This window comes from Streptomyces griseochromogenes (assembly GCF_001542625.1).
Taxonomy (GTDB): Bacteria; Actinomycetota; Actinomycetes; order Streptomycetales; family Streptomycetaceae; genus Streptomyces; species Streptomyces griseochromogenes.
In genome coordinates this window covers 5,078,897-5,094,749 of the sequence record NZ_CP016279.1, presented here as the reverse complement: position 1 = coordinate 5,094,749, position 15,853 = coordinate 5,078,897, and the positions used below count along the sequence as shown (strand labels likewise).

Annotated in this window: 13 protein-coding genes and 5 pseudogenes; 8 read left to right on the top strand and 10 right to left on the bottom strand. The window is 65.9% G+C overall.

Going from position 1 to position 15,853, the window contains the following annotated elements; translation table 11 throughout:
- Positions 1–98: 98 nt before the first annotated feature.
- Entirely contained in the window at positions 99–617 is a 519-nt protein-coding gene (locus tag AVL59_RS52335; RefSeq protein WP_159399990.1) for a hypothetical protein, read from the top strand.
- 468 nt (positions 618–1,085) lie between these two features.
- Here the strand turns inward: AVL59_RS52335 and AVL59_RS21685 are convergent, their stop codons facing one another.
- From AVL59_RS21685 to AVL59_RS54590, 3 genes and pseudogenes are all read right to left on the bottom strand, one after another.
- Entirely contained in the window at positions 1,086–1,559 is a 474-nt protein-coding gene (locus AVL59_RS21685; RefSeq protein WP_067306989.1) for a nitroreductase family deazaflavin-dependent oxidoreductase, read from the bottom strand.
- Positions 1,560–1,865: 306 nt separating this feature from the next.
- Positions 1,866–3,241 (bottom strand): annotated as a pseudogene (locus AVL59_RS21680) (IS1380 family transposase).
- 88 nt (positions 3,242–3,329) lie between these two features.
- Positions 3,330–3,650, bottom strand: a complete 321-nt coding sequence (locus tag AVL59_RS54590; protein WP_237281596.1) for a DUF3761 domain-containing protein — start codon at positions 3,648–3,650, stop codon at positions 3,330–3,332.
- A gap of 87 nt (positions 3,651–3,737) precedes the next feature.
- Between AVL59_RS54590 and AVL59_RS52330 the strand changes: the two genes are divergently transcribed.
- Complete coding sequence (locus tag AVL59_RS52330; protein WP_159399989.1) at positions 3,738–3,932, top strand: hypothetical protein; 195 nt, start codon at positions 3,738–3,740, stop codon at positions 3,930–3,932.
- Between the two features lie 483 nt (positions 3,933–4,415).
- Here AVL59_RS52330 and AVL59_RS21675 read toward each other — a convergent pair whose 3' ends face one another.
- Complete coding sequence (locus AVL59_RS21675) at positions 4,416–4,820, bottom strand: SMI1/KNR4 family protein (RefSeq protein WP_237281595.1); 405 nt, start codon at positions 4,818–4,820, stop codon at positions 4,416–4,418.
- A gap of 185 nt (positions 4,821–5,005) precedes the next feature.
- Positions 5,006–5,461, bottom strand: a complete 456-nt coding sequence (locus AVL59_RS21670; RefSeq protein WP_067306983.1) for a MarR family winged helix-turn-helix transcriptional regulator — start codon at positions 5,459–5,461, stop codon at positions 5,006–5,008.
- A 110-nt stretch (positions 5,462–5,571) separates the two neighbouring features.
- Here AVL59_RS21670 and AVL59_RS21665 point away from each other — a divergent pair, with 110 nt between their 5' ends.
- The gene (locus tag AVL59_RS21665) at positions 5,572–6,501 is read left to right on the top strand and encodes an alpha/beta hydrolase (protein ID WP_067306980.1); all 930 of its coding nucleotides are present in this window, start codon (positions 5,572–5,574) and stop codon (positions 6,499–6,501) included.
- 426 nt (positions 6,502–6,927) lie between these two features.
- Positions 6,928–7,735 (top strand): annotated as a pseudogene (locus tag AVL59_RS21660) (transposase family protein).
- A gap of 389 nt (positions 7,736–8,124) precedes the next feature.
- Here AVL59_RS21660 and AVL59_RS21655 read toward each other — a convergent pair.
- The 4 genes and pseudogenes from AVL59_RS21655 to AVL59_RS54580 form a co-directional block, all read right to left on the bottom strand.
- Complete coding sequence (locus AVL59_RS21655; RefSeq protein ID WP_237281594.1) at positions 8,125–8,352, bottom strand: hypothetical protein; 228 nt, start codon at positions 8,350–8,352, stop codon at positions 8,125–8,127.
- Positions 8,353–8,710: 358 nt separating this feature from the next.
- On the bottom strand, positions 8,711–9,961 hold the full coding sequence (locus AVL59_RS21650) for an IS701 family transposase (RefSeq protein WP_067306975.1): 1,251 nt from the start codon (positions 9,959–9,961) through the stop codon (positions 8,711–8,713).
- Between the two features lie 178 nt (positions 9,962–10,139).
- Positions 10,140–11,375: pseudogene (locus AVL59_RS21645) on the bottom strand (IS701 family transposase).
- A 171-nt stretch (positions 11,376–11,546) separates the two neighbouring features.
- Positions 11,547–11,735: pseudogene (locus tag AVL59_RS54580) on the bottom strand (GNAT family N-acetyltransferase); the annotation flags it as partial.
- Positions 11,736–12,056: 321 nt separating this feature from the next.
- Between AVL59_RS54580 and AVL59_RS55645 the strand changes: the two are divergent.
- The 4 genes and pseudogenes from AVL59_RS55645 to AVL59_RS48710 all read left to right on the top strand — a co-directional run bounded on the left by AVL59_RS55645 (position 12,057) and on the right by AVL59_RS48710 (position 15,009).
- Complete coding sequence (locus tag AVL59_RS55645) at positions 12,057–12,179, top strand: hypothetical protein (RefSeq protein ID WP_257785098.1); 123 nt, start codon at positions 12,057–12,059, stop codon at positions 12,177–12,179.
- 209 nt (positions 12,180–12,388) lie between these two features.
- Entirely contained in the window at positions 12,389–12,691 is a 303-nt protein-coding gene (locus AVL59_RS52325) for a hypothetical protein (RefSeq protein ID WP_159399988.1), read from the top strand.
- Positions 12,692–12,916: 225 nt separating this feature from the next.
- Positions 12,917–13,774 carry a hypothetical protein gene (locus tag AVL59_RS52320; protein ID WP_159399987.1) on the top strand — a complete coding sequence of 286 codons (858 nt, stop codon included), beginning with the start codon at positions 12,917–12,919 and terminating at the stop codon, positions 13,772–13,774.
- 231 nt (positions 13,775–14,005) lie between these two features.
- Positions 14,006–15,009 (top strand): annotated as a pseudogene (locus AVL59_RS48710) (IS5 family transposase).
- A 33-nt stretch (positions 15,010–15,042) separates the two neighbouring features.
- Here AVL59_RS48710 and AVL59_RS21630 read toward each other — a convergent pair.
- Positions 15,043–15,549 carry an LGFP repeat-containing protein gene (locus tag AVL59_RS21630; RefSeq protein ID WP_067306967.1) on the bottom strand — a complete coding sequence of 169 codons (507 nt, stop codon included), beginning with the start codon at positions 15,547–15,549 and terminating at the stop codon, positions 15,043–15,045.
- Positions 15,550–15,853: the final 304 nt, after the last annotated feature.

Below are 15,853 nucleotides of genomic sequence, written 5' to 3'. Positions count from 1 at the left end.
CGAAATGATGCCAAGAAGCCCTCGGAACACCGAGAGGTCGGCGGGGTCGGGCTGCAATCTGGCAAGGAATTCGGCCCAGGCTTTCTCGAACTCGCCGGATGTCGCCCTTCCAGGGACGGCTCGCCCTTTATGCGGATCCGATAGTGGATGGTCTCGATGGCGTCGAGGAGGTCCTGGAAGGCGCAGAGATCCCAGTGCTGTTGTCGGACCTGGCCTGTTGCCACGTCCCCGTACTCAAGCTCGGCTTCCCCGCTGCTCCCGACGGTGAGCACGGCGACGAAGCCATCGTTTTCGAGCGTCATCCAGGTGCTGGTCCTGGTTCGTCCGTCCTCGGGCGACGACTGGACGACACCCGTGATTCCGCAGGATTGCAAGCGTTCCTCATGCTCGGCGAACCAGGCCTGGAGCCTCTGCGGCAGTTCGACCGAGACGGGTTGCCCTTCTTCGCTTTGCCTCATGGCTGGGCGATGAACCCTGCGGATCGGGCGAGCTGGAAAGGAAACCCGGCCCTGGTTCATTCCCAGCCTCGGTCCCGTACTTCTCGGCTGCCGGCAGCAACGTGGGCTGGGCGAATGGGCACCGCCTCGGCACCCACCCAGATACTGGAACGGGCCTGACTGCTGGTGACGATCAAGGTCGTGCCCGACTCGTAGCCGTTGGCCGCTTCGGCCGCGTAGGTCATAGGTGTCCAGCAGAGTCCCTGCATGTAGGAGGGCTTCCTCCGGATATGTCAGCGGTACTCACTCCCGTCAACAGTTATGCGCCGGACCCCTCGTAGCGACTCCCACAAGCAACCCGCCCGGGAACCGGTCGCGGCTCTACCTGATCGAGCGGAAAGTCAGATCGTCAGCACGCCCCGTCCGTACCGACCACAGCGGAGAGCCGCCGCAGCCCCGTAGAGCCAAACGACACGGCGGGTCCCGGGGGCCGCCTTTCCGGGGCTGCACATCCAGAACATCATGTCGACCGTCCCGAAGCAGAGCCGCAGAGACAGCCGGACCAGCCTCGATCCTGTGTGAGGGGCCTGCAGCTTTGTCGGACCTTGTTGCGCATCAGATCGTGGGCCGCGCAGATCAGGTCCTCGTTCACGACGGTAGGGCGTCTGCCGTCCCTGCCACGGACGCGGGCTCCAGCACGAAGACGGGGATCACACGGTCGGTCTTCTCCTGGTATTCGGCGTACGGCGGATACGCGGCGACCGCTCGTTCCCACCACTCGGCCTTCTCGTCTCCGGTGATCTCACGGGCCGTCATGTCCTGGCGTATGGATCCGTCCTGCAGCTCCACATGTGGGTCGGACTTGACGTTGAAGTACCAGACCGGGTGACGCGGGAAGCCGGCCTTCGAGGCCACGGCCGCGTAACGCCCCTCGTGCTCGACGCGCATCAGCGGGATCTTGCGGATCTTGCCGCTCTTCGCGCCGCGAGTCGTGAGAATGACGACGGGCAGGCCCGTGTCCCAGAGCGTCGTCCCTTGCGTGCCGCCCGAACCCTCATACAATTCGACCTGGTCGCGCACCCACTGCGCCGGACTCGGCTCGTACTCGCCCTCAAGAGGCATCGTGGTCCACCTGTCGTCGCGTGCGGATTGTGTTGCGCAGTTCAACACAAGCACCGCGCGGATTCATCCTCGCCGCACTGGCGGGCAAGTGTCTTGCCCGGCTCGCCCAGCAGGTAATGGGGGCTGGAGTCCTTGCCTATGTTTCGTGACGGGCCGTCAGTGTGCTGACGGCCCCTCTTTGGCTTCGAGGATGGTGCAGTTCGGCCTGTGTGCAGGTCGATGGCCCGGCTGACGCGTCGGGTGAGCGCCGGATTCCACGGCTCCGGGTGGGTTGATCACGGTCGTCGGGGTTGGGCGCTGCGCTGGTCAGCCGGGGTTGGGTAACGCGGCGAGGCGGTGGATCGCACTGGTGATGATGTCGGTCCAGGGCAAGTGGTCGGCGAAGCGTAGATGTCGGCGACGTGCGGTGGTAACCAGTTGAGCAGCGGCGGAGAACAGTCGCAGCCGCAGGCGGCGGGGCTCCCACAGTTTCGGCTTGCCGGTCAGGGCGAGCATCGGCATCCATGCGAGCAGGTCGAGGGCGAGGGAAACGATCTCCAGCCAGATCCGGTTCTGCGCGGCCTCGTGCAGCGGCAGGTTGCGCAGGCCGGTGGCGCGGGCGGCGCGGATGCGGTCCTCGGCCCGGGCCCGCTGGCCGTGCCGTAGCTCCAGTTGGGCGATCGGGATGTCTATGGTGTTGGTGGCGAAGCAGGTCAGCCGCATGCCATCGGCGTCGGTGAAGCGCAACTGGGCGCCGGGGTTGGGGCGTTCCTTGCGCACGATCAGCCGCATGCCCTTGGGCCAGCCGGCGAGGCAGTCCCCGGCCAGTTCGGCCGTCCAGGCGCCGTCGCGGATCTCGCCGTCGGGTTCCACCGCCGGGGTCCAGGCGTCGGCGGGCACATGCAGCACGGCTGCGTGGATGGCGTCGGTGATGGTCATGCCGACGGAGTACGACAGCCACCGGCCGCGCTGGGCGAGCCACGCGACGAACTCGTGGGTGCCGCTGCCGGAGTCGGTGCGGATCAGGGTCTGCCGTCCGCGGCGATAGTGCTTCGGCAACTGGGCCAGGGCGAGGCGGGCGGTGGTGATGTGGCCGGCGGCGGTATTGCCGCCCGCGTTTCCGGGGCGCAGCAGCGCGGCCACCGGCTCGCCGGTGCCGCCTCGGCCGTGGTCGACGAAGGCCATCAGCGGTGGTGGCCATCAGTCTTCTTCCAGGTCGCAGCGGCGTCCTGCTTGTCAGAGTGGGCGACGACCAGCACCCCGTCGATATCCACGGTGACCTGGCCGTCGGCGTCCGGCGCCGCAGGACCGGCCAACTGCCACACCCGCTCGCGGACCTTGGCCCGCGCGGCACACAGGGCCGTGATGGCCTTGACGTCAGCCGCGGCGAGCGTATCGACTAGGCGGGAGACGGTCGCGCCAGAGGCCACCGGCCCGAACACCGCCGGCTCCGCGCGCAGCGCGCCCACATCGGCCAGACAGTCCCCACCCAGCGCCACCGCCAGGGCCACATCCAGCAAGACCTTGCCCGGATCGTGCACCGCTCAGGGCCGTCGCCACGGCGCAAGTGCCGCCAAGATCACCTGGTCCAGGCCGGTCCTACGGACCGTCTCGACCAGCAGCACGCCGTCGGCTTGGGACACCACAGCCCGCCCGCCGCCCTCGGTACGGACACGAGGATAGAAACCGATACGCTGCTTCACCTGGAAAGCACCTCCGGCGCGGGCGGGAACAAAGACCTCGGCAATCCTCATTCTTGCTGGTCAGGGTCACTTTTCGCTTGCCTGGCCATCATCCGGACGGCCCAGCATATGAAAGCCCGAGGCTAGCGAAACGGCAAGGCCTATCATCGGGTCCCTTCCGAAAATGCTGACACCTAAGGCCCCGCCTGACCGGCCAATACCGCCGGTCGGGCAGTTCGTCGCCCCCTACGGGCCTACCTGTAGAAGATGGCCACGCCCCGTGGTGCGAGCAGGCGCCCTGATGGTGCGCGGCGTAGGAGTAGGCGCCGTCGTTACACAGAGCGGTGGCAGCGTTTCCTGCGCTGGAACCACCCCCACCGAGTGGTGTAGCCCGTTCGGCCCCAAATCCCGCAAAGCGGTCCTGGGGCACGGTTGAATCTCCTTGATCGCTGACAGCCTGCGGGCGTTTAGGGTGCGGGGCATGTCTCGAAGATGGTGGCTACGGCAGGCTCTCGTTGTGATCGGAGTTGCCGCTTTTGCGGCAATCACGAACATTGCCCAGCATCACAGCTGGCCAATGGTGATCGGTTGGGTACTCGGCATCGTGCTGCTGAGCGGCCTGGCGGCGCTGAATGTGTTGTGGCATCAGCGGTACCGGCCGGAGAAGTTCGAGAAGTTCCGGGCCAAGGCCGAGGCTCGGTATCAACGGTAGTCCGGGCGAGAGCCGCCCAAGTGAATATGCACCCTGGGTGCCAGGTGCCGCAGGGCCGGATCAGGCTTCTCCTGGGGGTTCAACATCGACTCGGACAGTCGCATCACGCTGCAACCCGCACAAGCGTTGAGCCCCGGGGACCGGGACGCTCACCGACCATACCTCAACACCTCCTACCCCGCTGGGTGTTCGATAAGTGGCAGCCTGAGCTGCGAGTCCTGCCTGTCCGTTCCCCCGCACCCTTTCAGGGCGGCATCGAATATCGTGTCTGCCACAGGACTGGACGGCCAGCTCCTCGGTATTTCTTCTGTTTCGTGGTCGGGTTGTGGATCCAGCGGCCGGGCGCGGCCTTGTCACGGCCGGCGCGGGTTCGCAGGAGCATGCCTCGCGGTCGCGCCTCAAGGGGCCCAGGCAGGCTCGAATGCCGCCCTCTCCGCCAGGCGGGATGTCACAACACCAGCAACGGCATCGCTCCCCCACCGATCAATCAGTGCGGTACCAGTCTTCGCCGTCGCCGCCAAGGGCGCTGCGCACATAGCTCTCCAGCGACGATGCAACCCAGGTGCGGCTGTCCGTTTCGTGATCCCATACGGAGATTTCATCGCGGGCCGGGGTACGCACGAAGGCAAATTGGTCGCCGCCACCGTTGTCACCGAAGAACATGAAGGCGTCGAACGGCATGTACAGGTTGCGAAACTGCTCGTTGGTACGGAAGGACTGGTTCTCTCCCAGGATCTTCTCGGCCGTCCAGACAACCTCCGTCCCATAGTCCCCTCCGATCCCATCGGTCTCGGTCAGGAGCTCACGCAAGGACTCGGGAAGCGGCTGGCCAAGCTGCTCCTCGATCGCGGCCAGGACATCGGGATCGACCGCGTCCCGCAGCTCCACGTCAGGGAACTCTGACGCGAGCTCTCGCCACATAAGACACTTTCTCCTTTTCGTGCGGACTGTCTGATGCGGGGGTTGAACCAGCGAGGTTTTCTCAGGGGCTACTGAAATTGAATTCGTGATGTCGGCCTTGCGGGGCCAAGCAGTGTCACTCAACTCTGGGGGGGCCGGATGCCATTCGCGGGTCATGTCCCCTCATCCCGGCCGGCCGTGGGGCCCGCCTCGAGGGTTGCGCGAAGGATGGCCAGGGTTGAGGCGATGCGGGCCAGGTCCTCAGGGGGAACCGCCGCGGTCAGTGAGATGAGCTCGCTTTCGACAATGGGGCGGGAAGCGGACAACTGCTCCTCACCCGCGGATGTGAGGCGGAGGACGGACGAGCGGCGGTCCTGGGGGTGCGCGACCCGCAGGCACCAGCCCGCAGTCACCAGCCGGTCGACCGCCTTGCTGACGGCCCCCACGGTGATCGCCAGTTCGCCGACGATGTCGAGCACGCGGCACCCCGGCACGCGGTCGATGATCTCCAAAAGCTCGAACTGTCCCAGCCCCAGCCCTTGTTCGGCGCGCAACCGGGCGCCCACCGCGTTGTAGAGCCGGGTCTCGACGCGGACCAGATCGGCGAAGATCGGAGTGATATGGCTCACATTAGCCTTCCAGTAGATTCCCGGGAATCATCTTCCTTGGAATCCGGTTGGAGTCGGGCAGGTGGATTCCCAGGAATCCATCCTCGCACCCCGACCCATGGAGGCCCCACATGTCCCGACAGCAGCGCGACGCCCTGGACGCCATACTCCGCTCCGCCCCCCGCAGCGAGACGCGGCCCACTCCCGAGGAGCAGCGCAGCGGTTTCACCGCGGCCATCACCCGCCCCGCACCGGAGGGCGTGGTCACCCGCAGGACCGTCCTGGGCGGGCGGCCGACCCTGGAGCTGGAGCCGGCCGAAGCCTCCGGCCGCGGCCGACTGCTCTATCTGCACGGCGGCGGCTACGTCATCGGCTCACCGGACACCCACGCAGGGCTGGTCGGCGAACTGGCCCGCCGCGCCGGGCTGCGCGCGACGTCGGTGGATTACCGGCTGGCACCCGAGCACCCCTTCCCCGCGGCTGTCGACGACGGGCTCGCGGCCTACCGCGAGCTGCTGGCGTCGGGCACCGACCCACGGGACCTCGTCATGGCCGGCGACTCCGCCGGTGGCGGATTGAGCATCGCCACGCTGCTCGCCGCCCGCAAGGCCGGGCTGCCGCAACCAGCCGCCGTGGTCGTCTTCTCCCCTTGGGCCGACCTCACCCTCGCTGGAGGAAGCATCCGTTCCAAGGAGAGCGCCGACCCCATTTTCACAGAGGCCGACGTGCGCGCCTACGCCGATCTCTACGTCGGCGCAGGCGACAGGGCTCATCCCCTGGCCAGCCCGGTGTTCGCCGACCTCACCGGACTGCCCCCACTCCTCGTGCAGGTCGGGGCGAACGAGGTGCTCCTCGACGACGCGGTCCGGCTGGCCGCCCGCGCGGGCGCCGACGGCGTCGAGGTCACGCTCGAAATCGGCCCCGGCCTCCCCCACGTCTTCCAGCACCACTACGGCCGCCTCAACGAGGCGGACGCCGCACTCGACCGCGCCGCCCGCTTCCTCACCGCCCACCTGAGCGCCGGGCGCCCGGGCGCCGACCATCTCGAACCGGTCCACTGACACCGACCCCGGCGGCTTCCACGTGATGTCGGCGACGGCCCCAGGAGCACCATCGCCGACATCACGGGTTCACTTTCAGTAAGTTCAGCGTCTCCGCGGGATCAGGCATGGACCACTTCGCGTATGCGCGTCCTTCGCCGGCAGGGAGTCACACCGGGGTCGGCAGGTCCATGAGCGCGAGTCTGGCCGGGCCGGCAGATCGGCGCGATCAACCTGGAGTTCGCGCTGACCAACTCCTTCAACCGGATCAACCACACCATCAAAGAACCGGCCGGCAAGACCTGGGGCCGAGCGCAGCGTGGCTCTTTCCCACTGAGGCTTCGCCGGCGAAATGATCTACGGGTGAGCCACGAGGCCGGGCAGGCGTGAAGCCTCTGGCAGGAATGGTCTGCCAAGACCATGTCCGCTCGAATCAGAGGCTTCACGTTGGTCACCTATGCTGCCGCGCTCGACGTCCCACGCCACATTTGGAGTTCCTCGCCCGGTTGCCGGCCGCCCACCGGCGCGGGACCGGCACGCCGACGGACTCTCGCGCCCCGGGCCCGTTCCGCCAGACGGTACTGGTGCTGCGCTGGTCCCGAGAGCACGGCTGCGTGCACTGGCTGGCTCGGGACGCCGGGATCTCGCAGGCCACCGGCTACCGCTATCTCCATGAGGGCATCAGTGTGCCGGCCGCCCAGGCTCCTGATCCACACGAGGTGTTGGACCTCTGCCGCGCCCAGGGGATGACACACGTGGTGCTGGACGGCACGCCGATCGCCTGCGACCGGCCGGCCAGCGTCCGGGAGAACGGCAACGACATGTGGTTCTCCCAGAAGCACAAGAGCTTCGGCGGCAACATTCAGTTCCTGGCCGAGCCGGACGGCACCCCGTTGTGGGTCTCCGACGTCGAGCCGGGTTCCACCCCGGACATCAACCTCGGCCGCATCCACGTGCTGCCCGCGCTGTACAAAGCCGCCGCCGACGAGATTCCCACACTCGCCGACAAGGGGGCTATCGGCACTGGCATCGGCATTCACGTGCCCGTACGCCGCCCCAAAGGCCGCTCCGAGACCACCCTGGCCCGAAGAATCCGAGCCACGAATGCGCTGATCAGACACGTGAGGGCGCGCGGCGAGCGGACCGGGCGGAACTGAAGGAACGCTGGCGAACCCTCAAGCACGTCACCCTCAGCCCCAGCAGAATCGGCGACATAGCCCGCGCCGCACTTGTTCTCAACGGGCACTGGAAATGATCTTCACTGAGAAAACCTCATTGCCCACGAGTACAGAATGATGTGCGTTCCGCGCAACGCGCCTGTTGATGGCTGTGTCAGTGCGCACCGACGCCGTTTCCAGACGACTTCGGATGCCACTGCGTTCTTCGCGGGCCGAATGCGGCTGTCGCTCGCCGCCCGTCCAGGTCATACGTCCCCGCTTCGCTGCGCGCCCTCCACCTGGACCCGCCGCTCTCCGACGGCAACAGCCCGCAGCAGTCGAGGAAGGAACCAGGGCCTGTCTTCGGTGGGGATCACCAGGCGGGGCAAAGGCTGCGGATCCAGATGATCGCCGCCCACAGGCGGAGTCCGGAGAAACACCTCTCGGGTGCCCACTCGCAGCAACGGAACAGGCGCGGGGGCAGCCGTCACCTGTCCGTGTCCCGGGCCGGTGCGGTGGCCCCCAGAGTCCGCCGGGCGTCCAGCCACACCCTCTCGAACTCCTCGGCCGAGATCCCGCCGGCGCGCGGTGCTTCCTCCCACCCCGTGAGCCTGCCCTCGGAGACGAGGCCGTACCGCTGCTCGTACCGGCTCATAGTGGCGATGTCCGCACGCTCCTGAAGCCGCAGAACCTCCTCCAGGGAGGAGGCGGTCACCGGGGTACCGTCATCGCCTCGCAAGTCCACTTGCCGGAGAACCCAACCCTCCTCATCACCCTCGAAGTACTGCCACAGGCCTCGGGCCTCGTCATACATCCGGATCCACATCACCATGACACCACGCTCGCGCAGGCAACAGGGTGTTCAGGTACGGCACGCGAGCGGCTGCGAACGGATCACCCCGCCGCCGAGTACCAGGCCTGTCCCCGGCGACTGGCTGATCACAACAACACACAGGCCCTAGTAGGGCTTGGTCTGGTTCGTATGGGGGTGGGTATGTCGCGGTGGCAGGTGGGGCAGGTGCCGGCCCAGGTGGCGAGGAGTGTCTGCATTTTGCGGACCACTTGGTAAAGGCTCAGTCCTGCGCCGTGTCTTTTGGGTCTCGTGTCAGCGGTTGCAGGGTGCAGAAGGCGTGGGCGGCGGAGACGAGGGTGACATGGTGGTGCCAGCCTTGCCGGGTGCGGCCTTCGAAGTGGGCAAGTCCCAGGGCCTGTTTCATCTCCCGGTAGTCGTGCTCGATGCGCCGGCGGAGCTTGGCCAGGCGGACCAGCGTGGCCAGGGGCATGCCGGAGGGCAGGCTGGACAGGCAGAACTGCACCGGTTCGCTCTCGGTGGCGGGCCATTCGGCCGGCAGCCACCGCTCGGGAAGTTCCGCGCCCTTGGTGGCCTGGCGGATCTCGCGTCCGGCGAGACGGATGCGCAGGGCGACGAAACGGGAGTACATGCGCTTGAGGCCGCTGCGGCCCTTTCCCGGCTGGGAGCCCTCGCGCCAGGACACCGGCCGGGCCGCTGGCCGACCGGCCTGAATGACCAGTTCCTTCACCGTCATCGGCTTGTCCGGATACGTCGCCACCGGCGGGCCGCCGGTGCCCTGGTAGGGCGGGGTGATTGGCCGCGCGTGTGCCGGATGGGCGGTGAGCCGGGAGGAGATGCCGACGGCGTAGGTGAGTTTGCGTTCCTCCAGGCCCAGGCGGAAGGCGGTGGCGTCGCCGTATCCGGCGTCGGCGAGGACCAGTGGGACGTCGACGCCCCAGCTGCGGGCCTCGTCGATCATGTCCAGGGCCAGCTGCCACTTCTCCACATGACCGGACCCAGCGGGGATACCGCACCGCTTGCGGCGGGCGACCTTGGCCGGATCCGCCTCCGGGGAGACGGGATCCCAGGAGGCGGGCAGGAACAGCCGCCGGCCGATTGCGGCCGAGGCACGGTCGTGGGCCAGGTGCAGCGACACACCCACCTGGCAGTTGGTGACCTTGCCAGCGGTTCCGGTGTACTGCGTGGATACGCACGCCGAGGCGTCCCCGTCCTTGAGGAAGCCGGTGTCATCAACGATCAACGCCTCCGGCCCGATCGCGTCCTGCATCTTCCAGGCCAGGCGAGCCTGCGCATGCGCCGGATTCCACGGGCTGGTCGTCACGAAGTGCGCCAGAGCCTGCCGGTTGCCGTCCTCACCCAGCCTCGCCGCCATCGGCTCCACCGACTTGCGCCGTCCGTCCAGCAGCAGTCCGCGCACGTACACCTGCCCCCACCGACGCTGGTCAGCACGGAAGAACCCGTCGAACAACTCCGCCGTGAACGCCTCCAGGTCCTCCCGGACCTCGGCCATCTCCCCAGATGTCACACCATCACAACGACACCCGCAGCCCACCAGACACACCACTCACGACTGAAGCTGACCAAGCCCTACTAGTACTCCAGTCAGAAATCGTTGCCTGAGCTGGTTCTTCTTCGGTAGTGGCAGCGGCGGGTGATGGCCTGGTGCTGTCTGCGCCAGAGGGACCAGTTCAGGGCGTGGGTGACTGGTCCGAGGCGGGGTGTGGGGCGGGGTAGGAGAGTGTCCAGGAGTCTGCGGATCTCTGCCACCGTGAAGCGGATGGTGCTGGTGGTGTCGTTTCTGCCGCCCCCCCCTTTCGGTTGTCGGGGCAGCGACGACGGCCAGGAACGCGTGGGCAAGCATGGCCAGGGTGACCAGCCTGGGTAACGGCGGACCTCGTATTGGTCGAGGCCGCATTCGTTCTTGGCGGCCTGGAAGGCTTCCTCGATCGCCCAGCGCGAGCCGGCGACACGGACCAGGTCGGCGACGCTGGTGCCGCCTGGTGCGTAGGCGAGGTAGTAGGCGATCTCGTCCGCGCCGGCGAGTCTGCGGCGGGCCAGTACCCACCGCTGGTGAGTTGGCTGATCCCCGTCGAAGACGCTGATCGCCGGCAGACGGGCGGCGGCCCAGTAATAAAGACGCGGGCCTTTGGCGCCGTCGCCGCAGGAATGACGTTCCCATGCCTCGTCGGGGGCATCGGCGATGGCCTGGTCGATACGGCCGAAGGGAGCATGCAGTTGCTGCGACTTCGGCACCGCCAGGACGTAGCCGACACCGGCTTCTTCTAGGGTGCGACGCATGCGCCATTCCTGCCCGTAGGCGCAGTTGCCCGTCACCCAGACGATCGGCAGAGAGATGAGGCCAGGGCCCGCAGAATCATCGCCCGGGCCAGCTCACCTTTCGTCGCGAACCCGCTGCCGCCAGGGACCTTCGCCACTCGGCACCGGTCCGTATCCGAGGCCCACGACTTCGGCAGATACAGCTCCAGGTCCACCAGTGCCCTGCCCTTGGCCGAGGCATAAGCGGCGAAGACTCCGATCTGACAGTTCTGCGTGCGGCCGGCCGTGCCCGAGTACTCCCTCTGCACGCCGACGGAGGTGGTGCCCTTCTTCAGGAAGCCGGTGTCATCCACGATCAGGACTCCATCTCGGGTGCCGAGGCACTCGGCGATGTACTGCCGGACGTCGTCCCGGACTGTGTCAGCGTCCAAGGACGCACCGTTCAGCAGATGCTGGAAGCCCGCCGGTCCGCGGTGGCCTGCGTACTCGGCGAACTGCCAGCCGTTCTTCCGCTCCACCGGAGCCAGCAGCCCGCGCACGTAGTCCCGCATCCGCCACCGCAGACCCACTCTTGAGAACCGGCCCGCGACCCGTCCGAACACCGAGTCCAACTCCGCAGCCCACAAACCGGCTTCATCCATCCCCACCATGCCCGGACCAACGAAGCGGACCAGCTCAGGCAACGATTTCTGACTGGCGTACTAAATGCCCACTGAGAACCCATCCTTGAACCTCGATTGATCTCCTCGCGCTCGCCCGGCTCCATCGCGATGAGTGCGGACACCGCCAAGCACGACCTCACTCGGACAGCGCGACCGGGACCACATGCCGAACCACTGCTCAGCGCCGTAGGCCTCGAACCGCTCTACCTCGATGAAGCCAAGCTTCGCCGCCAGGCGCATCGAGCGCTCGTTGGCGCTCTGGGTGGCGAGTACCACTGGTTCGCCGGGAAGTGCGTCGGCGAACCAGCCCAGTGCCGCTGCGCACGCCTCGGTGGCGTATCCGCGTCAGGACGGGCTTTGATACTTCATTTCTCGTGAACATCCACGGCCCCGCCGACCGCCCGTCGCCACCCAAACCGATGGACAAACGCTGCTACTTGAAGTGAACGAAGCCAGGAGATCCTTGCCGTTACGGGCGTCCAGGGCGATCGCACCGTGGTCGGTTCCACCGTAGACGCGGCCGTGCCAGGCTGTGGTGATCTTGGGAGCGATACGGTCGGCCTGCTTGACTGGGAGCTGCCACAGCACCTTGCCGCTGGAGGCGTCCAGGCCGTAAGCGACGCGCGATTTGGGCGGCACCGGTGCCGCCCTCACACCCCCGCCGTCATGAGCGCCCCGCGCGACCTGGCCCGCCCCACCCTCCACCGGGCGGGCTGGGCCAACATCGCCAGCGGCGAACGTGCTCAAGCCCAACCCGAAACCGTCCTCGCCCGCCACCGAACCCCGTGACCAAACCGGACGATCAAGACTCTCCCCAAGGCCCTGGATTCATGCCACCGATCATGCACTCATCGTCAACACCTTTGCACTACGCGTCAAGGACTTGGCGTTCAAGTTCTGCGATCCTCACGGCGAGGCATGCAGGAATTGGTGGCGGCTCTGACGGACATGTGTTCGCGTGATCGCAGATGTCTCTCCCGGCAACCAGGAGGATCGCCATGGGGCAACCGTACGAGAATGTCAACTACGACTGGGCTGCAGCTGACAACCTCGTCGGGGTACTGACGGCCTTGCATGCAAAAATCGGCGCGGTGATCGAACTCCGCACAAACAAGAGGCGGGAACTGCTCGGCGCGAACCCATGCGATGTTTGGCAGGGAGCGAGACGCTCAGATTTCGAAGGGGCGTTCCGTTCCGAGCAGAGAGATTTGACGAAGCTCAAGGAAGAAATTTCGGCGATCAAGGGTGCGGTCCTTGACCTCACCGCCGAGGCGCGCTCGGTAAATCGCGGTGCTCACTGAAGGGCCTTTCAAGTGAGTGATGTTTCTGCCGTCCCGGCAGATCTCTACCTGTATTCCGATAGCTGCGTGGGCCCGGCGCGAGATTTACAGGATTGGGTTCGGCGTAACCTCCAGAGCGCGTTGGATGCTTTCTTCTACGGCGCTCGACCCAAACCAGACGGAGTGAACATAGATGTGAGCCGGGTCATGGCTCTCGTAGGTGAACGGAAATATGGGAGAGGAAGCTTGGAGGCGGAAATAATCAAGCAGGTGCGGGCGGCATACTTGACCGATCAACGAGTCCGAATCGTTGGCAAAGCCTTCGAAGAAGCGGGCGGGACTACGGGTAACGTGCATTACCCTGATCACCGCACCTCGGACGGGCCGCCATCTCTTCTGCTCGCTATCATCACCTCGGACGACAAAGCAATTCAGAACAACTATGAGAAGGAGAAATGGTCATTCGATCCGCGCACAAGCGAGGCATACAGTCCGGATGACCCGCTCCCCAAATGGGTCGAAGGGCACGATGGGCCGGTCTGGGGCTCGCGCGCGAATTGGGTGACTCCAGGGGACCAAAAACTCCACGACGACCTCCGGATGGCCGCTCGATACTACCTGGGTGATGTACACCACTTCGCTAATGCCGCCGCTATGCTTCAACATTGGCTCGACAATGTGGGAAGCGACTACCAAGTGGACCCCATGCAGATTCTAAGGGATTGTCCGTCGTCGGAGTATGCCATAAAGGTGAACGCCGCCCTTGCTGCGGCCCGCGCGAAAGATGGCCCTTTCGACAGCGGGTGGCACAATGTGGAAATCAAGGGTCAGGACAACCTCGACTGGTACTGGGCGCTCCATGACGTCCAATACCGAGTTTCATCGACGCAGACTTACGATGCGAGTGGTCACAAGATCACGACTGTTCGCGTTCAAATTTGGAAACGCTACGCTTTCGGAAACGAGGGAGACAAGAACCGGACGGACATCCCCACTCCACTGGGCGGCATCCCTCAGAGTAAGATTTCTCAACTGCACGACCTCGGTCTGGCTCGGAATTACAACGTCGTTGGCGAGTACGACGAAAAATTCCCCTCCCCCTGATCAACAATTAGGATCTCCTGCCAGATCATGGGATGGGATGGTCGTCAGTGGCCCTCCACGATATCGCGGTCACCGTCCCCTGGACTCCGCCCCCGCAGGCCTCGATCTCCTGAGCGGACTTGCCGCGCCCACGACCCCACGACCAATGATTGAATTAGGGTCTGTGTGATGTTGTGATCACTCTTTTGGTTCCGTTCCCGTACAGGGGGTGGATCCGGTAGGTCACTGGATGTGACGCGTAGGCAACTCACCGACGAGCAGTGGAAGTTCATCGAGTCCTACCTGCCGATCGGCGGGTTCGGTCCGCACCCCAAGCGGCTGCGGCAGCAGTTCGAGGGGGTGATCTGGCGGTTCCGCACCAGCAGCCAGTGGCGGGAGATGCCCGGCGAGTTCGGCCCGTGGCCGACGGTCTACGGCCGCTTCCGGGTGTGGAGGGACGCCGGCGTCTTCACCGCACTGCCGGAAGGTGTGATCGCCGAAGCCGCCCGCAAGGGGAAGACGGACTTGTCCCTGGTCAGCGTGGATTCCACCACCACCCGCGCCCACCACGACACCGCCGGGATGCGTATCGGCAAGGAGATCATGGACGCCCTTGAGGAAGCCGCTGCCGAGCAGGAGCAGGCCCGGCAAAAAGGGGCGGCCCGCCGGAACAGAACGGGCAGGACGAAAGTGACATCCCCGGGCGGGAAGCACGGCGGCACATCAGGCGGCGACACAAGCTCCGCTTGAAGGAAGCCCTGCTCGGCAGATCCCGTGATGGGCTGACGAGCAAGGCTCATCTCGCCGCAGACCGCAAGTGCCGTCCGATATGCCTCGTACTGACCGCAGGACAGGCTGCAGACAGCCCGCCGTTTCTCCCCGTGCTGGAGAAGGTGCGTGCCCGTCTACCCGTCGGCCGACCCCGAACCCGGCCTGGTGCGGTCGCTGCGGACAAGGCCTACTCATCCCGCGCTAACCGCTCCTACCTGCGGAAACGGTACATCAAGGCAGTCATCCCGGAGAAGAAGGACCAAGCCGTCAACCGGAAGAAGAAGGGCAGCCGGGGCGGCCGCCCCACACGCCGCGACGTCGATCTCCACAAGGAGCGAAACACCGTCGAGCGCCTGATCAACAAGCTAAAGGCCTGGCGGGGCATCGCGACTCGATACGACAAGACGCCCGAGAGCTACCTCGCCGGCCTCCACCTCCGCGCCTCGATGATCTGGATCACCGACCTCCTGAAGGCAACTGGCTGATCACAACATCACACAGGCCCTAACGGAGTCCTATTAGCCGTCGTCAATGGGGACCGCCTCGTGCACACCGCCGGCCGGGGTCCAGTTGAGGATCCCTCCCTGGAACCTGTTGTACCGGTATGCGGGGGACGGGCCGACCTCGTCCGAAAGCGGGTACCGAAACTTGCTGCGTTCCCATCCGTGCTGCGCCCAGTACTCACGGATGGCCCCGTGGACTTCGTGGGCACCGGTGTCCGGTGTCCAGTAGATCGAACCGTATTCGAAGTGGTTGTAGCGCCCGATGCCGTCCGGAGTTCCGGTCTCATCCGTCAGCGGGTAGCCCAAGAAGGACCCAGGTCCGCCGAGTTGCGCATAGTGGTCGCGGATCGCACCGTGCACTTCGTGGGCACCGGTCTGCGGCGACCATTCGATCGTTCCGTTCTGGAAGTCGCGTGAACGGCCGCGACCGTCAGGATTGGGGCCCTCGTTGATTCCTCCACCGGCATCCACCGGAGGACCGATCCACTGGGTTGTCTGCCATTTGTCGTCGATGGAAGACATGGTCTGCCTCTGGTTCTGCTCAGCGTCACAAGACATGGATGGCGCATGCGCCGTCATCGGCTCCGGCGAGGAGACACCCTATGGCCCTCGTCCCGGCCTGTGTGTTCGCATAGCCTCTCGGACTACTTCCATCGCAGCACGCATCGCCGAGCACAGCAACCCCAACGTCAACCGGCCTGAGCCTGATGCCGCGAGCCGGTGTCGCCAGCAGCCAGGAGGCGGTCCTGAGCCCTGAGCCCGCCGGCGATGCCGCTAGTACTCCAGTTGCACTTCGCTATTGCCGCTGGTCAGTGGCTGGTTTCTG